This is a genomic window from Paracidovorax avenae ATCC 19860 (assembly GCF_000176855.2).
GTDB classification, from domain to species: domain Bacteria; phylum Pseudomonadota; class Gammaproteobacteria; order Burkholderiales; family Burkholderiaceae_C; genus Paracidovorax; species Paracidovorax avenae.
Window position 1 is genome coordinate 164471 of the sequence record NC_015138.1, and the last position, 15324, is coordinate 179794.

Genomic DNA, 15324 nt, shown 5'->3' on the forward strand with positions numbered 1-15324 from the left:
CAAGCCCGGGACGCCCCGGCGGTGACACGCCGGGGCCGCACGCAGTACGCTGCGTGGCCATGGAGACAACCACCCCCCCGCCGCGCAATGCGGCCGCCGAAGGGCTCGCTCCCTTCATTCCCCAGATACGGCTCTACCAGGACTGGCTGCGCGACACGCGCGGCCTGCAGTTCGACGACTACGACGCCCTCTGGCGCTGGTCCGTGACCGACCTGGACGCCTTCTGGCAGAGCATCTGGGATTACTTCGGTCTCGAATCACCCACGCCGCACACGGCCGTGCTGGCCCGCAACGCCATGCCGGGTGCCGAATGGTTCACCGGTGCCCAGGTGAATTACGCGCACCAGGCGCTGCGGCACACCGACGCCGCGCACGCGGCCGGGCAGCCGGCCATCATCAGCCGCAACGAGCGCGGCGAGCACCGCGAAATGTCCTGGCCCGAACTGCGCCGGCAGGTGGCCGCGCTGGCACTGCACCTGCGCGCGCAGGGCGTGGGGCCGGGCGACCGCGTCGCGGCCTACCTGCCCAACATCCCCGAGGCCATGGTGGCCCTGCTGGCCACGGCCAGCCTGGGCGCCATCTGGAGCGTGTGCGCGCCCGACATGGGCACGGCCGCGGTGCTGGACCGCTTCCGGCAGATCGAGCCCAAGGCGCTGATCGCCGTGGACGGCGTGACCTACGGCGGCCGCGACCTCGACCGCCGCGGCGTGCTGGCCGAGCTGCGCGCGGCCCTGCCCACGCTGGAGCACGTGGTCGTCGTGGACCAGCTCGGCACCGCGGGCACCATCCCCGGCTGCGTGGAGTACGCCCAGGCCACCGCGCGGGACGATGCCGCGGTGGCGTCGTTCGAGCCGCTCTGGCTGCCGTTCGACCACCCGCTCTGGATTGTGTATTCCAGCGGCACCACCGGCCTGCCCAAGCCCATCGTGCACGGCCATGGCGGCATGGTGCTGGTGGCGCTGCTGCTCAAGGGCCTGCACAACGACATCGGTCCGAGCCACGCGCCCAACTCCTTCGGCGAGCGCTACCACTGGTACAGCTCCACCGGCTGGGTGATGTGGAACGCGCAGGCCAGCGGCCTGCTCTCGGGCACCACCTGCGTGATCTACGACGGCAACCCGGGCGGCAGCCGCGAGCGCCCCGACTGGGGCACGCTCTGGCGCTTCGCCGCCGAGACCGGCGTGACCTTCTTCGGCGCGGGCGCCGCCTTCTATGCCAACTGCATGAAAGCGGGGCTCGATCTGTCGGCCTGCGGCGACCTGTCTCGCATCCGCGCCCTGGGCACCACCGGATCGCCGCTCTCTCCGGAGGTGCAGGAGTGGGGCACGGCGCAGTTCGCGCGCATCCGGGCCCAGGCCGGAGGCGCTGGCGGCGGCGAACCGGTCTGGTGGGACAACATCTCCGGCGGCACCGATTTCTGCGGTGCCTTCATCGGCGGCCACCGCGAGCTGCCCCAGGTGCCTGGCGAGATGCAGTGCCGCATGCTGGGCGCGGCCGTCGAAGCCTGGGACGAGGAGGGCCGGCCCGTCACCGGCGCGGTGGGCGAGCTGGTCTGCACGCAGCCCATTCCCTCCATGCCGCTCTACTTCTGGGGCGATGCACCGGCGGGGGGGCCGGCACTGCCCGGCGATCCGCAAGGCCCGCGCTACCTCGCGAGCTACTTCGACATGTATCCGCCCGGCCACGGCCGCCGTCCCGGCGGCGGCGACGGCCCGGCCTCCATGGGCGCGGTCTGGCGCCATGGCGACTGGCTGCGTGTCGGCCCGGAAGGCCGATGCGTGATCTATGGCCGTAGCGACGCCACCATCAACCGCCACGGCCTGCGCATGGGCACCAGCGAGCTCTACCGCGCAGTGGAGGCCTTGCCCGAGGTGCTCGACAGCCTGGTGGTGGACCTGGAATACCTGGGCCGCGAAAGCCACATGCCGCTCTTCGTGGCGCTGCGCGAAGGTGCCGTGCTGGACGACGCGCTGCGCGAGCGCATCGCGGGTGCCATCCGCACCGCGCTCTCGCCACGCTTCGTGCCCGACGAGATCGTGCAGGTGGCCGAGGTGCCGCGCACCCTCACGGGCAAGAAGCAGGAACTGCCCATCAAGAAGCTGCTGCTCGGCCAGCCGCTGGAGAAGGTGGTGAACCGCGACGCCATGGCCAACCCGGGCTGCCTTCCCTGGTACGAGGATTTCGCGCGGAGGCACTTGGCGCGCACTGCGGCCATCGCCACCGCCCCGGAGGCGTGAACCGCGCCTAGCGCCGCCCGGCGGGGGCCGGCGTGCGCACCAGCGTGCTCTTGCCGAACAGGCTTTCCACCAGGTCCACCACGAGCTCGGCGGTCTGGTTGCGGATGTCGAGCGCGGGGTTGAGTTCGACGATGTCGAGCGAGGCGAGGCGTCCCGTGTCCGCGATCATCTCCATGCACAGCTGGGCCTCGCGGTAGTTCGGCCCGCCGCGCACCGTGGTGCCCGTGCCGGGGGCGATCTCCGGATCGAGAAAATCCACGTCGAAGCTCAGGTGCAGGTGCGCGTCGGCGTCGTCCTCCAGCCCCGCGAGCGCACGGTGCATGACTTCGCGCATGCCCAGTTCGTCGATCGCGCGCATGTCGTACACCTCCAGCCCGAGCTCGTGGATCATGCGCTTCTCGGCCGCATCCACGCTGCGCAGCCCGATCTGGCACATCTGCGCGCCGCGCAGTGCCGGCCCGGGGCCACCGAGCTCTGCGAGCGCGGGCGGGCCCAGCCCGCAGAGGCTGGCCACCGGCACGCCGTGCACGTTGCCGCTGGGCGAGATCTCCGGCGTGTTGCTGTCGGAATGCGCGTCCAGCCAGAGCACGCGCAGCCGCTTGCCGGTCTCCCGGCAGTGGCGCGCCACGGCGCTGACCGAGCCGATGGCGAGGTTGTGATCGCCGCCCAGCATCACCGGCAGGCGCCCGGCCTGCAGCTGGGCGAACACCGCATCGTGGGTGGACCGGTTCCAGGCCTCGCATTCGGCGAGGTTGCGCAGGCCCTCGGCCGTGCGCTCGCCGCGCGGATTCGGTGGGCCGTGCAGGTTACCCTGGTCCTGCACCTCCAGGCCCAGCCGTTCGAGCGCCGGGCCGAGCTGTGCGACACGCAATGCGTCGGGGCCCATGGCCGCGCCCAGGCGTGCGGCGCCGACATCCGTGGGAACACCGATCAGCGTGACCGGGCGTGGAAAGGGGACGTTGTCCATGGTGGGCGGCTCTCCTGTTGAGGGCATTGTGCGGTGCGGGCCCGGTGTGCGGGCGTCGGAGATCAGGCCGCCTCGTGCACGAAGGTGGGCGCAAGCGGCGCCGAAGCGGCCGCGCCGGCAGTGCCCTCGGGCAGCCAGGGCCGCAATTGCGCGTACAGGTCCTTCGGGTCGGCCAGGTCTGGTACCAGGGCGATGCGGTCCAGCAGCCCGGCCGCCTGGCCCAGGGCCCGCATGGTGCGCAGGGCGGAGTAATCCTCCAGCGCGAAGCCCACCGAATCGAACGCCGTCACCTGCCCGGGCGACATGCGCCCCGGCGCCGTACCCGCCAGCACGCGCCAGAGCTCGGTGGCGGGGAAATCCGCCGGCATCTGCTGCAGGTCACCCTCGATGCGGGTCTGCGGCTCGTATTCCACGAAGACCGCGGCGGCCCGCAGCACCTCCGGCGCCAGTTCGGTCTTGCCCGGGCAGTCGCCGCCCACGGCGTTCAGGTGCATGCCCGGCTCCAGCATGTCGGCCTGCACGATCGTGGCGCGGGTCTTGTCGGCCGTCGCCGTGGTCACGATGTCGGCGCCGCGCACCGCTTCGCGCGCGCTCGCGCAGGGCACGCAGCGCAGTCCCTCGCGGGCATAGGGCCCGAGGTTGCGCACGAGCTTGCGCGTGGCCGCGGGGTCGGTGTCGTACAGCCGCAGTTCGCGCACGCCCAGCAGCCCGAAGAACGCCAGCGCCTGGAACTCGGCCTGCGAGCCGTTGCCGATCAGCGCCATGCTGCGGCTGTCCGGCCGGGCCAGCCGCCGGGCGGCCACGGCCGAGGTGGCGGCCGTGCGCAGCGCGGTGGTCAGTGTGAGTTCACTCAGGAACACCGGCAGGCCGGTGTCCACGTCTGCCAGGGCGCCGAAGGCCATCACCGTGGGCAGCCCGTCCTGCGTGTTGGCCGGGTGGCCGTTGACGTACTTGAAGGCATAGCCGCCGCCGGGCCGGGTGTCGGCCACGGGCATGAGCTCGATCACGCCGCGCGGCGAATGGGCGGCCGTGCGGGCGCTTTTGTCGAAATCGTTCCACCGCGCGAAGTCGGCCTCGATGGCCTGGGCGATGGCATGCAGGCAGGCGATGACGCCCGTGCGTCCCACCAGTTCGGCGGCACGCGGCGCATCGAGGAAATCGGTGGAGCCGGCGCGGCGCAGGGCGGGGCGGAAGGTATGGGTGCGGTCCATGGCATGCCTCTTCGGTGCTGGTATACGAGGTTCCCACAGGCGTGCATCAATCCAGATCGCCAGGATTGACCGCAATTGCGCAGAAAGCTGCCGTTATGGCAGCATCTGTTGCCACTATGGACAACATCGACCAGCAACTCATCGCCGCCCTGCGCCACAACGCCCGCGCCAGCGTGGCGACGCTGGCAACGCGCCTGGGCGTGTCGCGCGGCACGGTCACCAACCGCATCCGCAAGCTGGAGGACGCGGGAACCATCGTCGGCTACACCGTGCGCTTGCGGCCGGAGGGCGAGACCGGCGGGCTGCAGGCCTGGATGAGCATTTCCATCGAGGGCAACGACGCGCGCCGCGTCACTGCCTCCCTGCTGGGCGAGCCGAGCGTTTTGTCCCTGCACGCCACCAATGGCCAATGGGATCTGCTGGCCGAACTGCAGGTCGCTTCCCTGGCCGAGCTGGCCCAGGCGCTGGAGCGCATTCGGCTCATCAAGGGCATCCGCAATACGGAAACGAGCATCCACCTGGAAACCCTGCGCGCGCCGCCCCAGCAGGCTCCGGGCGCTCGCCGGTAGGACATGCCTGACGAGGCCGGCCCCGGCCCCGTCCCATAATCGGCCGACGGCCCCGCGCCGCAGCATCCGCAGGAATCGCCAGGAAGGACAGACCGCCCATGACCCCGCAAGCCCCCAAGCGTTTTTCGATGATCCGCGAGTTCCACCTGGCCGACTGGTTCACGCTGGGCAACGCCGTGTGCGGCGTGGGGGCGCTGTTCTCCTCCATGACGTTCATGGAGACGGGCGATGTGCGCCACGTGTATTTCGCGGCCGCGCTGGTATTGGCGGCGCTGGTCTTCGACGTGCTCGACGGCCGCGTCGCGCGCTGGCGGCAGAAGTCCTCCGCCATGGGCCGCGAGCTGGATTCGCTGGCCGACGTGATCTCCTTCGGCGTGGCGCCGGCCATCATCGCCTACGCCTGCGGCATGCAGGGGCTCTACGACCGCATCGTCCTGGCCTTCTTCGTGGCCTGCGGCGTCTCGCGCCTGGCGCGCTACAACGTCACGGCGGAAACGCTCTCCGAAGGCTCGGGCAAGGTGAAGTACTTCGAGGGAACGCCGATCCCCACGTCCATCGTGCTCGTGGGGCTCATGGCGCTGGCCGCATCGCTCGGCGCCGTGCGCGAGAACCTGTGGTTCGGCAAGCTGCTGGTGGGTGGCTTCACGCTGCACCCCTTCGTGCTGCTGTTCGCGGTGTCGGGCTCGCTCATGATCAGCCGGATCCGCATACCGAAATTCTGACCCCCCCTGAGTCGCCTTCGGCGCCTTCCCCCCCAAGGGGGACGACGCCAGTGGCCCGGCGAAGCCGGTTCCACGGCGTCTGCTGGCGTGGCCTGCTCCGCGGCCCCCTGATTGGGGACGCTCTGCGATGGCGTGGAGGGCCGGCGCGTTTCACCGGCGCAATCCCCGCGGAAACGTGCGCTGGTCCCGGTAACGGTAAACTCCGCCGCTTTGAGCCGCGTCGTTCGCACTCCTTCCTTCCATGGCCGTTGACACGGTGGGCCAGGCCCGCACCAGCTTTGACCTCAAGAGCGCCCAGCTGCCCGTGGTGGCCGTGGCGCTGCGGACCACCGACGCCGACGCGTTCGCTGCCGACCTGGCCGCGCGCCTCGGGGAGGATCCGGGGTTCTTCGACAACGATCCAGTGCTGATCGACCTCGCCGCCGTGCGCGAAGAGGCTGCGCCCATCGATTTTCCCGCCCTCATGGCCCTGCTGCGCCAGCACCGCACACAGCCCGTGGCCGTGCGCGGCGGCAGCCCCGCGCAGATGGAGGCCGCGCTCGCCGCCGGACTCGTGGCCGCGCCGGAAGCCCCGCCCGCGCGCACCGCACAGCCGCCTGCCGCGGCCGACGCGCCCGCGCGGGAGGTCGTCCGCGAAGTCGTGCGCGAGGTCGAGGTGGTGCGCGAAGTGCCCGCTCCCGCGCCCGGCACCGTCGTGGTGGACAAACCGCTGCGCTCGGGCCAGCAGGTCTATGCGCGCGGCTCCGACCTCGTGGTGATGGCCGTCGTGAGCTTCGGCGCCGAAGTCATCGCCGACGGCAACATCCACGTCTATGCGCCGCTGCGCGGCCGGGCCATCGCCGGTGCGCGCGGCGACACCTCCGCCCGCATCTTCAGCACCTGCCTGGAACCTCAGCTCGTCTCGGTGGCCGGCATCTACCGCACCACCGACACCGAACTGCCCGACAACGTGCGCGGCAAGCCCGCGCAGGTGCGGCTCGACGGCGAGAAGCTGATCATCGAGCCGCTCGCCTGACCCAGAACACCAGACCAACGCCCCAAGGAATTTGCAGAAATGGCCAAAATCGTCGTCGTGACCTCCGGCAAGGGAGGCGTGGGAAAGACCACCACCAGCGCGAGCTTCGCATCGGGCCTCGCGCTGCGTGGCCACAAGACCGCGGTGATCGACTTCGACGTCGGCCTGCGCAACCTCGACCTCATCATGGGCTGCGAGCGCCGCGTGGTCTATGACCTCATCAACGTGATCCATGGCGAGGCCAACCTGAACCAGGCCCTCATCAAGGACAAACAGTGCGAGAACCTGTTCGTGCTGGCCGCCAGCCAGACGCGCGACAAGGACGCGCTCACGCAGGAGGGCGTCGAGAAGGTGCTGAACGACCTCGCCGCGATGGACTTCGAATACATCGTCTGCGACTCGCCCGCCGGCATCGAGAGCGGCGCGCTCATGGCCATGCACTTCGCCGACGAAGCGCTGCTGGTGACCAACCCCGAGGTGTCCTCGGTGCGCGACTCCGACCGCATCCTGGGCATGCTGGGCAGCAAGACGAAGCGCGCCATCGAAGGCAAGGAGCCCGTGAAGGAGCACCTGCTGATCACACGCTACAACCCCGGCCGCGTGCAGGACGGGCAGATGCTGAGCCTGGAGGACATCCAGGACATCCTGCGCATCGAACTCATCGGCGTCGTGCCCGAGTCCGAAAGCGTGCTGCAGGCGTCCAACCAGGGCACGCCCGCCGTCCACCTGCAGGGCACGGACGTGTCCGAGGCCTACAAGGACGTGGTGGCGCGCTTCCTGGGCGAGGACAAGCCCCTGCGCTTCATCGACGCGCAGAAGCCCGGCTTCTTCAAGCGCATCTTCGGCGGGAGGTAACGCATGGCATCCTTTCTCTCATTCCTGCTCGGCGAAAAGAAGAAGACCGCCAGCGTCGCCAAGGAACGGCTGCAGATCATCCTCGCGCACGAGCGCAATGGCCGCAACGCCGCCGAGCCGGACTACCTGCCCGCGCTCCAGCGTGAACTCGTCGCCGTGATCTCCAAGTACGTCAAGATCAGCCCCGAGGACCTGAAGGTGCAGCTGGAGCGCCAGGACAACCTCGAGGTGCTCGAGGTCAAGATCGAGCTGCCCGACACCGTGCGCTGAGCGGCCGGCCGCGGCCCGCTGTCCGTGGCCGCGGACCTCTCAGAGCGGATGCTCCGTATAGAAGCGCCCGCCGTGGTAGAGCAGCGGCGGCACGCCCGGCCGGTGCGCGCAGCGCTCCACCTCTCCGACGAAGATGACGTGGTCCCCTTCGTCGTAGCGGCTGCGGTTGAAGCATTCGAACGTGGCCACTGCACCCTCGATCAGCGGCGCGCCCGCCACGCCCAACGTGTAGGCCACGCCTGCGAAGCGGTCCACGCCGCGGCTGGCGAAACGCTCGGCCAGTGCCTTCTGGTCGGCGGCCAGCACGTTGATCGCATAGTGCGAGCCGGCGGCCAGCGCGTTCATCGAACCGGCGGTGCGGCCCAGGCTCCAGAGCACCAGCGGCGGCGCGAGCGACACCGAATTGAACGAACTGGCCGTGAGGCCCACCAGGCCGCCGGAGGCATCCTGCGCGGTGACGATGGTCACGCCGGTGGCGAACATGCCGAGCGCATCGCGGAACTCGCGGGGGGAAAAGCTCGGCGGGGTGGCCAGCGCGGGCCGGGGCAGGGGACGTGTCACGGAAGGCGAAGGCGCGGCGCGCGCCAGGCGGAGGAAGGGGTCGGCTATTATGGTCCGGTGCCCGCGCCCCCTCCGCCGACCGGGGCCGAATCCCCACCGGGCACGTTGTCGTTGCCCCTCCCTTCCATGGCCCTGCTTCCCACTTTCACCACCCTCGGCGCCGGCCCCACCGTGCTCATGTTGCACGATGCGGACGGCGGCCACCTGACTTTCGCTCCCCAGGTCGAGACCCTCGCAGGCGCCGGCTACCGTGCCGTGGCCTGGGACATGCCGGGCTACGGCCGCAGCGCGCCCATCGAGCCCTACAGCTTCAAGGGACTGGCGCAGAGCTGCATCGCCCTGCTCGATGCCCTGCAGTGCATGCAGGGCACCACCCTCGTCGGCCATGGCCTGGGTGCCATGGTGGCGGTCGAGGTCGCCTTGCGGGCGCCCCGCCGCGTGGGCCGGCTGGTACTGTGCGCGGGCGGCCCGGCCCTGGACGGCGAAGGCCTGGACACCTGGGTGGCACCCCGCGTCGCGGCGCTGGAGGACGGCCAGGCCATGGAGGGCGTGGCCGAGCTGCTGGTGCCGCGCCAGACCGGTACCGGGGCGCTGCCCGAAGGCGCGCGCCTGGCCGGTCATGCCATGGGACAGGTCCACCGTTCCGCCTTCCGCCGCGCGCTGGAGCTGCTGCCGGCGTTCGCGCGCGATGCCGCGGACCTCGCCCACCTCTCCATGCCCACCCTGCTCGTGAGCGGGGGCCAGGACCGCTGCATGCCGGCCGAGGCCCTTCAGGCCCTGGCCCACGTGCTGCCCGACGCGCGTCACCTGAGCCTGCCGAACGTGGGGCACTGGCCGCAACTGGAAGACCCGGACGGCTTCGATGGAGCGCTGCTGGACTTCCTCGGCTCCACCGCCCCGCGGACCATCCACTGATGGCGGCGCGCACGAACGGCACCTCCGGAGTGCCAGCCGTCCCGCGGCCGCCGGGCCCCCTGTCCCCCTGGCTGCTGCCCCCGGCGGCCGCGCTGGCGCTGGCGCTGTTCGGCGCCTCCGTCTGGGATTCCCGCGCCTTCCAGTCCGGTGGACAGGCCGGCGCAGGCACTGCCTCCGATGCGGTGGTCGCCCTTGGCCGGGGGCACCTGGGCACAGGGGAGCGCAGCGAGGGATACCACTCGGTGGTCGTGCTCGGCGCGCCCGCCGAACGTTCCGGAGATACCGCGGCCTTCCCGGTGGCGCCCCGTGCGTCCGGCGCGTCCAGCGCGGCCCTGCCGCGGAGAGGCGCCGCATCCGCTGCAGGCCGCAGCGATGGCGCCGCGGCGTCCGCGTCCCGCGCGATGGCTCCCCGTGCCCTGGCGCCCGCCCAGGTCCCCGTCCCCTTGCCGCCGCCCGGTGCGGCGGAATCGGTGGCTGCCTGCAAGCTGCTGCTGCCGCGCCTGCCCACGGTGGACCGGCCGCTCTGCGAATCCACGCGCCTGTCCGAAAGCGGCGCGCATTCCCGCAAGGGGTTGCCGATCTACTGGCGCGACGTGCCTCCAGTTCCTGCGGCGGGCGGGGCCGCGGGACCGGAGCCGCTGCGCGTGCTGGTGCTGGGGGCCATCCACGGCGACGAGCCTACGTCTGCATCGCTGGCCATGCGCTGGATCGCTTTCGCGGCGCAGCCGCAGCCGGCGTTGCGGCAGCGCGTGCACTGGCGCTTCATCCCGGCGCTCAATCCCGACGGCATGCTGGCCCGCCCGGCGACGCGCGTGAATGCACGGGGCGTGGACCTGAACCGCAACTTCCCCACGCCGAATTGGGAACGCGATGCCCCGGTGTACTGGGAAAAGCGCACCCGCCGCGATCCTCGCCGCTGGCCGGGGCCCGAGCCTTTGTCCGAGCCCGAGTCGCGCTTCCTGCACGAGCAGATGGAAGGCTTCCGGCCCGACCTGGTGGTGAGCATCCACGCGCCCTATGGCGTGCTCGACTATGACGGCCCGCTGCCGCCGCCCAGCCGCCTGGGCCGCCTGCGGCTCGACCAGCTCGGCATCTTCCCGGGCTCGCTCGGCCACTATGGCAGCGTGCGCCAGGGCATGCCCGTCGTCACCATCGAGCTGCAGCACGAATTGCGCATGCCCGAAGACAGCCAGGTGCGCCAGATGTGGGTGGACCTGCTGCGGTGGATGGATACCCACCTCGCCGCCACCGATACGCCGGCCGCCGGCACCCCTGCGCGATAGGTTCGGGCGCGGGCGGGGGCATCTGCCCCGGGCTCTTCAGGGGAGCGGCGCCGCCAGGAAGCCCTCGGCCTCCCGCACGGCCGCCGCATCCGCCTGCACCGCGCCCGGAGGCCCGCCCTTGCCCCAGAGCGCGCCCCGGAAGCGCATGCCCAGGAACTGAGCGCACAGCTGCACCGAATCGATCATCGGCTGGGCCTTGGCGCGGTCGCCGCTGGTCGTGACCAGGCTGAGCGCCTTGCCGGCCATGCGCTCCTTGAACTCCAGGCCCGGCACGCGCATCCAGGCGCTCCAGTGGTCCAGGTAGGTCTTGAGCGTCGAAGGAATGCTGAACCAGTACACGGGCGACACGAACACGATTTCGGAGACCGCGAGCGTGGCGTCCAGCAGCGTGCGCAGATCGCCTTCGGGCGCAGGGTACGTGCCGGTGGTGTGGCGCAGGTCCACGAACGGCGGAAGATCCAGGCGGGCGAGGTGCAGCCAGTTCACGGCGGTGTCCGCGGGCAGCGCGGCCGCGGCCTGCCGGGCCAGCCATTCGGTGTTGCCGACATGGCCCGGCTCGCGGGTGGAGGCGTTCAGGAAGAGAAGGTGGGAAGAGGACGGCATGCGCAAGATGGTAGCGCTGCACGTCCGCCAGCCGTGCCCCGGGGGAACTGCCCGTGTCAGGCGGCGACGGGGGTGCCGCTCGCCTGGCGGCCCTGCGCGCCGAAGCCCAGGAAGCCGAAGTCCATCGCGGGCCGCTCGCCGCTCAGCAGCTCGGCCATCGCCTTGCCCGATCCTGCGCCGTGCGTCCAGCCCAGCGTGCCATGCCCCGCATTCACCCAGAGCCTGCCCACGCGGGTGCGGCCGATGAACGGGATGTTGGTCGGCGTGGCGGGGCGCAACCCGGTCCAGTACTGCGGATTGCCGCCTTCCTCGGGCGTGCGCGTGTCGCACACGCCGGGAAGAATTTCGGCGATGCGGCGCGAGAGCATGTGGCAGCGCGCGCGGGCCACGGGGCTGTCCAGGGAGAGGTCATAGCCCCCCAGCTCGATCGTGCCGGCCACGCGCAGGAAGTTGCCCAGGCGGCTCATCGCGATCTTCTTGCCGTCGTCGATGGTGGAGACCATCGGCGCGCCCTCGGGCTTGAGCAGCGGGAACGTGGCGCTGTAGCCCTTGCCGGGGTAGATGGGCAGGTCCACGCCCACCGTGCGCAGCAGCGGCGCCGTATAGGAGCCGCAGGCCACCACGAAAGCATCGGCGCGCAATTCCTGCGTGGCCGAGCCGGGCTCGCGGGAGCGCACGGTGACGGCGTCGATGGCGTCGCCGGTGCGCTGCAGCCGCAGCACGTCGTGCCCGAAGAGGAATTGCGCACCCCGCTCCGCGCAGCGGCGGGCCAGCGCCTGGGTGAACACCCGGGCGTCGCCGCTCTCGTCGGTGCTGGTGTAGGTGCCGCCGGTGATGCGGTCGCCATAGGCGCGGAACGCCGGCTCGATCTGCAGCAGTTCGTCGCGGCTCACGATGCGGCGCTGCACGCCGTACTGGCGCATCAGGTCCACGGCCTTGCCGGCCGCGTCGAAGGATTTCTGGTCGGTGTAGAAGTGGGCGATGCCGCGCTCGAGCCGGTGGTAATCGATGCCGGTCGCGCGCACCATGTCCTTGAGCGCGGCATGGCTGTAGGCCCCCAGCGCCACGATCTGCTGCACGTTGCGGGCGAAGGCGGCGTCGTTGCACTGAGCGAGGAACTTCAGGCTCCAGCGCCACTGGTCCCAGTCCAGCTGGGGGCGGAACAGCAGCGGGGCCTCCTTGTCGAACATCCACTTGAGCGCCTTCCAGGGCGCCTCGCGGTTCGCCCAGGGCTCGCAATAGCTCACCGAGATCTGCGCCGCATTGGCGTAGCTGGTCTCCAGCGATGCGTCGGGCTGGCGATCGACGACGACCACTTCATGTCCGCGCTCGAGCAGGTGCCACGCGGTGCTGATGCCGATGATGCCGGCTCCGAGGACGATGGTTTTCATGGCTCCGCAGTGTGCGGCGGCGCCCGTTTTTTTTGAAGAGGAATTAAACTTCCTCCAAATTCATCAGTTCATCTAATGCGCAGACCGCCATGAGCACCTTCGATCCCGCCGCCCTGGAATGCCTGGCCGCCATCGTGGAAGAGGGGGGCTTCGAGCGCGCGGCGCAGCGCCTGAACGTGACCCAGTCGGCCGTCTCGCAGCGCCTGCGGGCGCTGGAGGCGCAGGTGGGTTCCGTGCTGATCGTGCGCAGCCGGCCGCTCAAGCCCACCAGCGCGGGCCAGCTGCTGCTCAAGCACACCAAGCAGCTGCGCCTGCTGCGCGCCGACCTGGAGCGCGACCTGCAGGAGCTCGCACCCAGCGCGCCCGGCGGCGCCCGCGAGGACGAGCGCATCGCCATCGCCATCAATGCCGACAGCATCGCCACCTGGGCGCTGGACGCGCTGCACGACCTGGCCCGCCAGCGCCTGCCCATCGAAATCATCGTGGACGACCAGGACTTCACCCAGGAGTGGCTGCGCTCGGGCCAGGTGCTGGGCTGCGTCACTACGCTCAAGCAGGCGCTGCGGGGCTGCAAGGTCGTGCCGCTGGGGGCTATGCGCTACGTGGCGGTGGCATCCCCGGGCCTGGCTGCCCGGCACCTGCCCCAGGGCCTGACGCCCCACAACTTCCGCGATGTGCCGTTCCTGTCGTTCAACCGCAAGGACGACATGCAGTCGGAATTCATCATGCGCACGTTCGGCCTCAAGCGCGTGGCGCTGCACCACCTCTTCGTGCCCAGCTCGGAGGGCCAGGTCCGCGCGGTGATCGCCGGCTGGGGTGCCGGGGTCGTGCCCGAATTGCTCGCGCGTCCCGCGCTGGCCAGCGGGGCGCTGGTGGACCTCGCGCCCGGCCACGCCCTGCCGATCCAGCTCTACTGGCATTGCTGGAACCTGGAGTCCGAGGTGCTGGACTCGCTCACCGAGGCCCTGACGGCTACCGCCGCACGTTCGCTCGCTGCCGCGTGACTTGCAACTCGGCCGTGACAGTGGGTCCTTGACGCAGGCCCTAAGATGTGTACATGAATACGCCTTCCCCGCCACCCCGCCGCTCCTTCAGGGCACAGATGCACGAGGCCCGCGCCCAGGCCATCGTCGCCGCCGCAGGCCGGTTGCTGGGCGAAAAGGGCTTCGAGGCCATGACGCTCGACGAGGTCGCTGCCCAGGTAGGGGTGGCCAAGGCCAGCCTCTACAAGCATTTCGCCGGCAAGGAAGACCTCTGTGCGACGGCCATGGCGCGCGCGGTCGAGCGCCTGAGCGAGTTCCTCGAAGGACTGCCACCGGGCCTTCCGCCACTGGAATGCCTCCAGCGGCTGCTGCGCTGGCTGCTGTCCCTGCAGCTCACCGACGAGCTGCCGCTGCTGCTCAGCCGCAACTCGGGCCTGCAGCGGCCCCTCAAGGAATGCGCGGCCTACCAGAGCGCCCTGCAATGCGTGAGCGCCCGGGTCATGGAATGGATCACCGCTGCGCAGGGCCAAGGCCTGCTGAGCCGGGTGCTGCCGGCCGAGGTGATCCTCTATTCCATCTACGCCCGCAGCGCCGATCCGCTGCTGTCCATGCTGCGGGAGCAGGGCGGCTATACCGATGAGCAGATCGTGGACTGGGCAGTGCAGACCTGCTTCGACGGATTGAAGTCTAGGCAGGCATCCATTCCCACGGATTGACGATGGTCACGCCGGTGGGCTGGAAGTCCGCCACGTTGCGCGTGACCACCGCCATGCCGTTCACCATGGCCGTCGCAGGGATGAGCGCATCGCGCTCGCCGCGCCTGTCAGGCACCTGCAGCCGGGCGCAACGCTGGGCCACGACGGTATCGACGGGCAGCGTGCGTTCGGAGAACTCAGGCAGTACCTGCTGCTCCAGCCACGAGCGCAGCATCCTTCCCTGGGCAGCGTCCCTGCGCTCGATCGACAGGACACCGAGCTCCAGTTCCATGACGGAGATGGCCGATATGAAGAGGTCGGCGGCATCGACGCTTTCCGCCCAGGCCCCCACGTTCGCATCGGCCTTGCCCAGGCGCACCTTGCGTAACTCGGACAGCACATTGGTGTCCAGCACGTACATCATGAGAGATCTGCCGGCCGGGCCCTGATCTCCAGGCGTGGAGGAGCGAACGCGAAGGAGGACGCTTCCGCCGCTTTCGACGCTCAGCGCACCAGCAGCACGGGCACGCGGCTGCTGGCCAGCACCTGGGTGCTGACCGAGCCCATGACGAGCTGGCCCAGCGCGCCGTGGCCGTGGGAGCCCATGACCAGCAGGTCGAATTTGCCTGCATCGGCGGCCTTGGCGATGGTTTCGCCCACGGGACCGGTCTTCACGAGGCGCTTGGCGGTGATGCCGTGGCGGGCGAGGAATTTGGCGACGGGGTCGATGACCTTCTCGGCTTCGTCGGCGTAGTATTTCTCGACCACGTCCTTGCCCAGTGCGGCACGGGCCCGGGGCGGCAGCGGCGACTGCACGGTGATGGCAGTCACGTCGTGCGTGCCGCCGGCGAGCAGTTCGTCATGCGTGGCGAGGTAGGCCAGCATCTTCTTGGTATAGGCGCTGCCGTCGACGGCCAGGAGGATCTTCATGGTGGAAAGGCTTTCACGAAAGGATGAAGGAAGACTAAAGCGCGCCTGTGCCTGTTGTCTTGACCTGGGTCATCTTTGTGCTGCCGTGCGCGTGCGGGCGGGGCGGGTTCCCCCTGG

17 protein-coding genes are annotated in these 15324 nt (G+C 70.4%); 10 read left to right on the plus strand and 7 right to left on the minus strand.

Annotation, left to right across the window (positions count from 1 at the left end; translation table 11 throughout):
* Positions 1–59 precede the first annotated feature (59 nt).
* On the plus strand, positions 60–2237 hold the full coding sequence (locus ACAV_RS00740; RefSeq protein WP_013592666.1) for an acetoacetate--CoA ligase: 2178 nt from the start codon (positions 60–62) through the stop codon (positions 2235–2237).
* 7 nt (positions 2238–2244) lie between these two features.
* Here ACAV_RS00740 and rocF read toward each other — a convergent pair whose 3' ends face one another.
* Positions 2245–3204, minus strand: a complete 960-nt coding sequence (rocF, locus tag ACAV_RS00745; protein ID WP_013592667.1) for an arginase — start codon at positions 3202–3204, stop codon at positions 2245–2247.
* A 62-nt stretch (positions 3205–3266) separates the two neighbouring features.
* Complete coding sequence (gene ocd, locus ACAV_RS00750; RefSeq protein ID WP_013592668.1) at positions 3267–4415, minus strand: ornithine cyclodeaminase; 1149 nt, start codon at positions 4413–4415, stop codon at positions 3267–3269.
* Positions 4416–4531: 116 nt separating this feature from the next.
* Between ocd and ACAV_RS00755 the strand changes: the two genes are divergently transcribed.
* The 5 genes from ACAV_RS00755 (at position 4532) to minE (ending at position 7846) form a co-directional block, all read left to right on the plus strand.
* The gene (locus tag ACAV_RS00755; protein ID WP_013592669.1) at positions 4532–4984 is read left to right on the plus strand and encodes an Lrp/AsnC family transcriptional regulator; all 453 of its coding nucleotides are present in this window, start codon (positions 4532–4534) and stop codon (positions 4982–4984) included.
* Between the two features lie 98 nt (positions 4985–5082).
* Positions 5083–5706 (plus strand): CDP-diacylglycerol--serine O-phosphatidyltransferase, encoded by a 624-nt coding sequence (pssA, locus tag ACAV_RS00760; protein ID WP_011793313.1) that lies wholly within the window; start codon positions 5083–5085, stop codon positions 5704–5706.
* A gap of 241 nt (positions 5707–5947) precedes the next feature.
* Positions 5948–6721: a septum site-determining protein MinC gene (minC, locus tag ACAV_RS00765; RefSeq protein ID WP_013592670.1), complete on the plus strand. Its 774-nt coding sequence runs from the start codon at positions 5948–5950 to the stop codon at positions 6719–6721.
* Between the two features lie 39 nt (positions 6722–6760).
* Positions 6761–7576, plus strand: coding sequence for a septum site-determining protein MinD (minD, locus tag ACAV_RS00770; protein WP_013592671.1), 816 nt, complete (start codon positions 6761–6763; stop codon positions 7574–7576).
* A 3-nt stretch (positions 7577–7579) separates the two neighbouring features.
* A complete protein-coding gene (gene minE / locus ACAV_RS00775; protein ID WP_013592672.1) occupies positions 7580–7846 on the plus strand; it encodes a cell division topological specificity factor MinE in 267 nt (88 codons plus the stop codon).
* A 39-nt stretch (positions 7847–7885) separates the two neighbouring features.
* Here the strand turns inward: minE and ACAV_RS00780 are convergent, their stop codons facing one another.
* Positions 7886–8407, minus strand: coding sequence for a flavin reductase family protein (locus ACAV_RS00780; protein WP_013592673.1), 522 nt, complete (start codon positions 8405–8407; stop codon positions 7886–7888).
* Between the two features lie 126 nt (positions 8408–8533).
* On the opposite strand from ACAV_RS00780, the gene ACAV_RS00785 reads away from it, so the two are divergent.
* A complete protein-coding gene (locus ACAV_RS00785) occupies positions 8534–9322 on the plus strand; it encodes an alpha/beta fold hydrolase (protein WP_013592674.1) in 789 nt (262 codons plus the stop codon).
* Entirely contained in the window at positions 9322–10605 is a 1284-nt protein-coding gene (locus ACAV_RS00790) for a M14 family zinc carboxypeptidase (protein WP_013592675.1), read from the plus strand. Before ACAV_RS00785 ends, ACAV_RS00790 begins: the two co-directional genes overlap by 1 nt.
* 36 nt (positions 10606–10641) lie before the next feature.
* On the opposite strand, the gene ACAV_RS00795 is transcribed toward ACAV_RS00790, so the two are convergent.
* Together ACAV_RS00795 and ACAV_RS00800 are read right to left on the minus strand one after the other, a co-directional pair.
* Positions 10642–11208: a flavodoxin family protein gene (locus ACAV_RS00795; RefSeq protein ID WP_013592676.1), complete on the minus strand. Its 567-nt coding sequence runs from the start codon at positions 11206–11208 to the stop codon at positions 10642–10644.
* A gap of 56 nt (positions 11209–11264) precedes the next feature.
* Complete coding sequence (locus tag ACAV_RS00800; RefSeq protein WP_013592677.1) at positions 11265–12599, minus strand: D-amino acid dehydrogenase; 1335 nt, start codon at positions 12597–12599, stop codon at positions 11265–11267.
* An 89-nt stretch (positions 12600–12688) separates the two neighbouring features.
* On the opposite strand from ACAV_RS00800, the gene ACAV_RS00805 reads away from it, so the two are divergent.
* Both ACAV_RS00805 and ACAV_RS00810 read left to right on the plus strand, forming a co-directional pair.
* Complete coding sequence (locus tag ACAV_RS00805; RefSeq protein WP_013592678.1) at positions 12689–13603, plus strand: LysR family transcriptional regulator ArgP; 915 nt, start codon at positions 12689–12691, stop codon at positions 13601–13603.
* A 98-nt stretch (positions 13604–13701) separates the two neighbouring features.
* Complete coding sequence (locus tag ACAV_RS00810; RefSeq protein WP_013592679.1) at positions 13702–14298, plus strand: TetR/AcrR family transcriptional regulator; 597 nt, start codon at positions 13702–13704, stop codon at positions 14296–14298.
* Here ACAV_RS00810 and ACAV_RS00815 read toward each other — a convergent pair.
* Entirely contained in the window at positions 14270–14701 is a 432-nt protein-coding gene (locus ACAV_RS00815; RefSeq protein ID WP_013592680.1) for a type II toxin-antitoxin system VapC family toxin, read from the minus strand. The two genes, ACAV_RS00810 and ACAV_RS00815, sit on opposite strands and share 29 nt — an antisense overlap.
* Positions 14702–14781: 80 nt before the next feature.
* Positions 14782–15207, minus strand: a complete 426-nt coding sequence (locus ACAV_RS00820) for a universal stress protein (protein ID WP_013592681.1) — start codon at positions 15205–15207, stop codon at positions 14782–14784.
* Between the last annotated feature and the right edge of the window lie 117 nt (positions 15208–15324).

Coding starts and splice junctions, on each gene's coding strand:
- ACAV_RS00740 (WP_013592666.1), top strand. CDS start 60: ATGGAGACAACCACCCCCCCGCCGCGCAATGCGGCCGCCGAAGGGCTC.
- ACAV_RS00795 (WP_013592676.1), bottom strand. CDS start 11,208: ATGCCGTCCTCTTCCCACCTTCTCTTCCTGAACGCCTCCACCCGCGAG.
- ACAV_RS00800 (WP_013592677.1), bottom strand. CDS start 12,599: ATGAAAACCATCGTCCTCGGAGCCGGCATCATCGGCATCAGCACCGCG.
- ACAV_RS00805 (WP_013592678.1), top strand. CDS start 12,689: ATGAGCACCTTCGATCCCGCCGCCCTGGAATGCCTGGCCGCCATCGTG.
- ACAV_RS00785 (WP_013592674.1), top strand. CDS start 8,534: ATGGCCCTGCTTCCCACTTTCACCACCCTCGGCGCCGGCCCCACCGTG.
- minC (WP_013592670.1), top strand. CDS start 5,948: ATGGCCGTTGACACGGTGGGCCAGGCCCGCACCAGCTTTGACCTCAAG.
- rocF (WP_013592667.1), bottom strand. CDS start 3,204: ATGGACAACGTCCCCTTTCCACGCCCGGTCACGCTGATCGGTGTTCCC.
- ACAV_RS00820 (WP_013592681.1), bottom strand. CDS start 15,207: ATGAAGATCCTCCTGGCCGTCGACGGCAGCGCCTATACCAAGAAGATG.
- ACAV_RS00810 (WP_013592679.1), top strand. CDS start 13,702: ATGCACGAGGCCCGCGCCCAGGCCATCGTCGCCGCCGCAGGCCGGTTG.
- ACAV_RS00790 (WP_013592675.1), top strand. CDS start 9,322: ATGGCGGCGCGCACGAACGGCACCTCCGGAGTGCCAGCCGTCCCGCGG.
- pssA (WP_011793313.1), top strand. CDS start 5,083: ATGACCCCGCAAGCCCCCAAGCGTTTTTCGATGATCCGCGAGTTCCAC.
- ACAV_RS00755 (WP_013592669.1), top strand. CDS start 4,532: ATGGACAACATCGACCAGCAACTCATCGCCGCCCTGCGCCACAACGCC.
- minD (WP_013592671.1), top strand. CDS start 6,761: ATGGCCAAAATCGTCGTCGTGACCTCCGGCAAGGGAGGCGTGGGAAAG.
- ACAV_RS00815 (WP_013592680.1), bottom strand. CDS start 14,701: ATGATGTACGTGCTGGACACCAATGTGCTGTCCGAGTTACGCAAGGTG.
- minE (WP_013592672.1), top strand. CDS start 7,580: ATGGCATCCTTTCTCTCATTCCTGCTCGGCGAAAAGAAGAAGACCGCC.
- ocd (WP_013592668.1), bottom strand. CDS start 4,415: ATGGACCGCACCCATACCTTCCGCCCCGCCCTGCGCCGCGCCGGCTCC.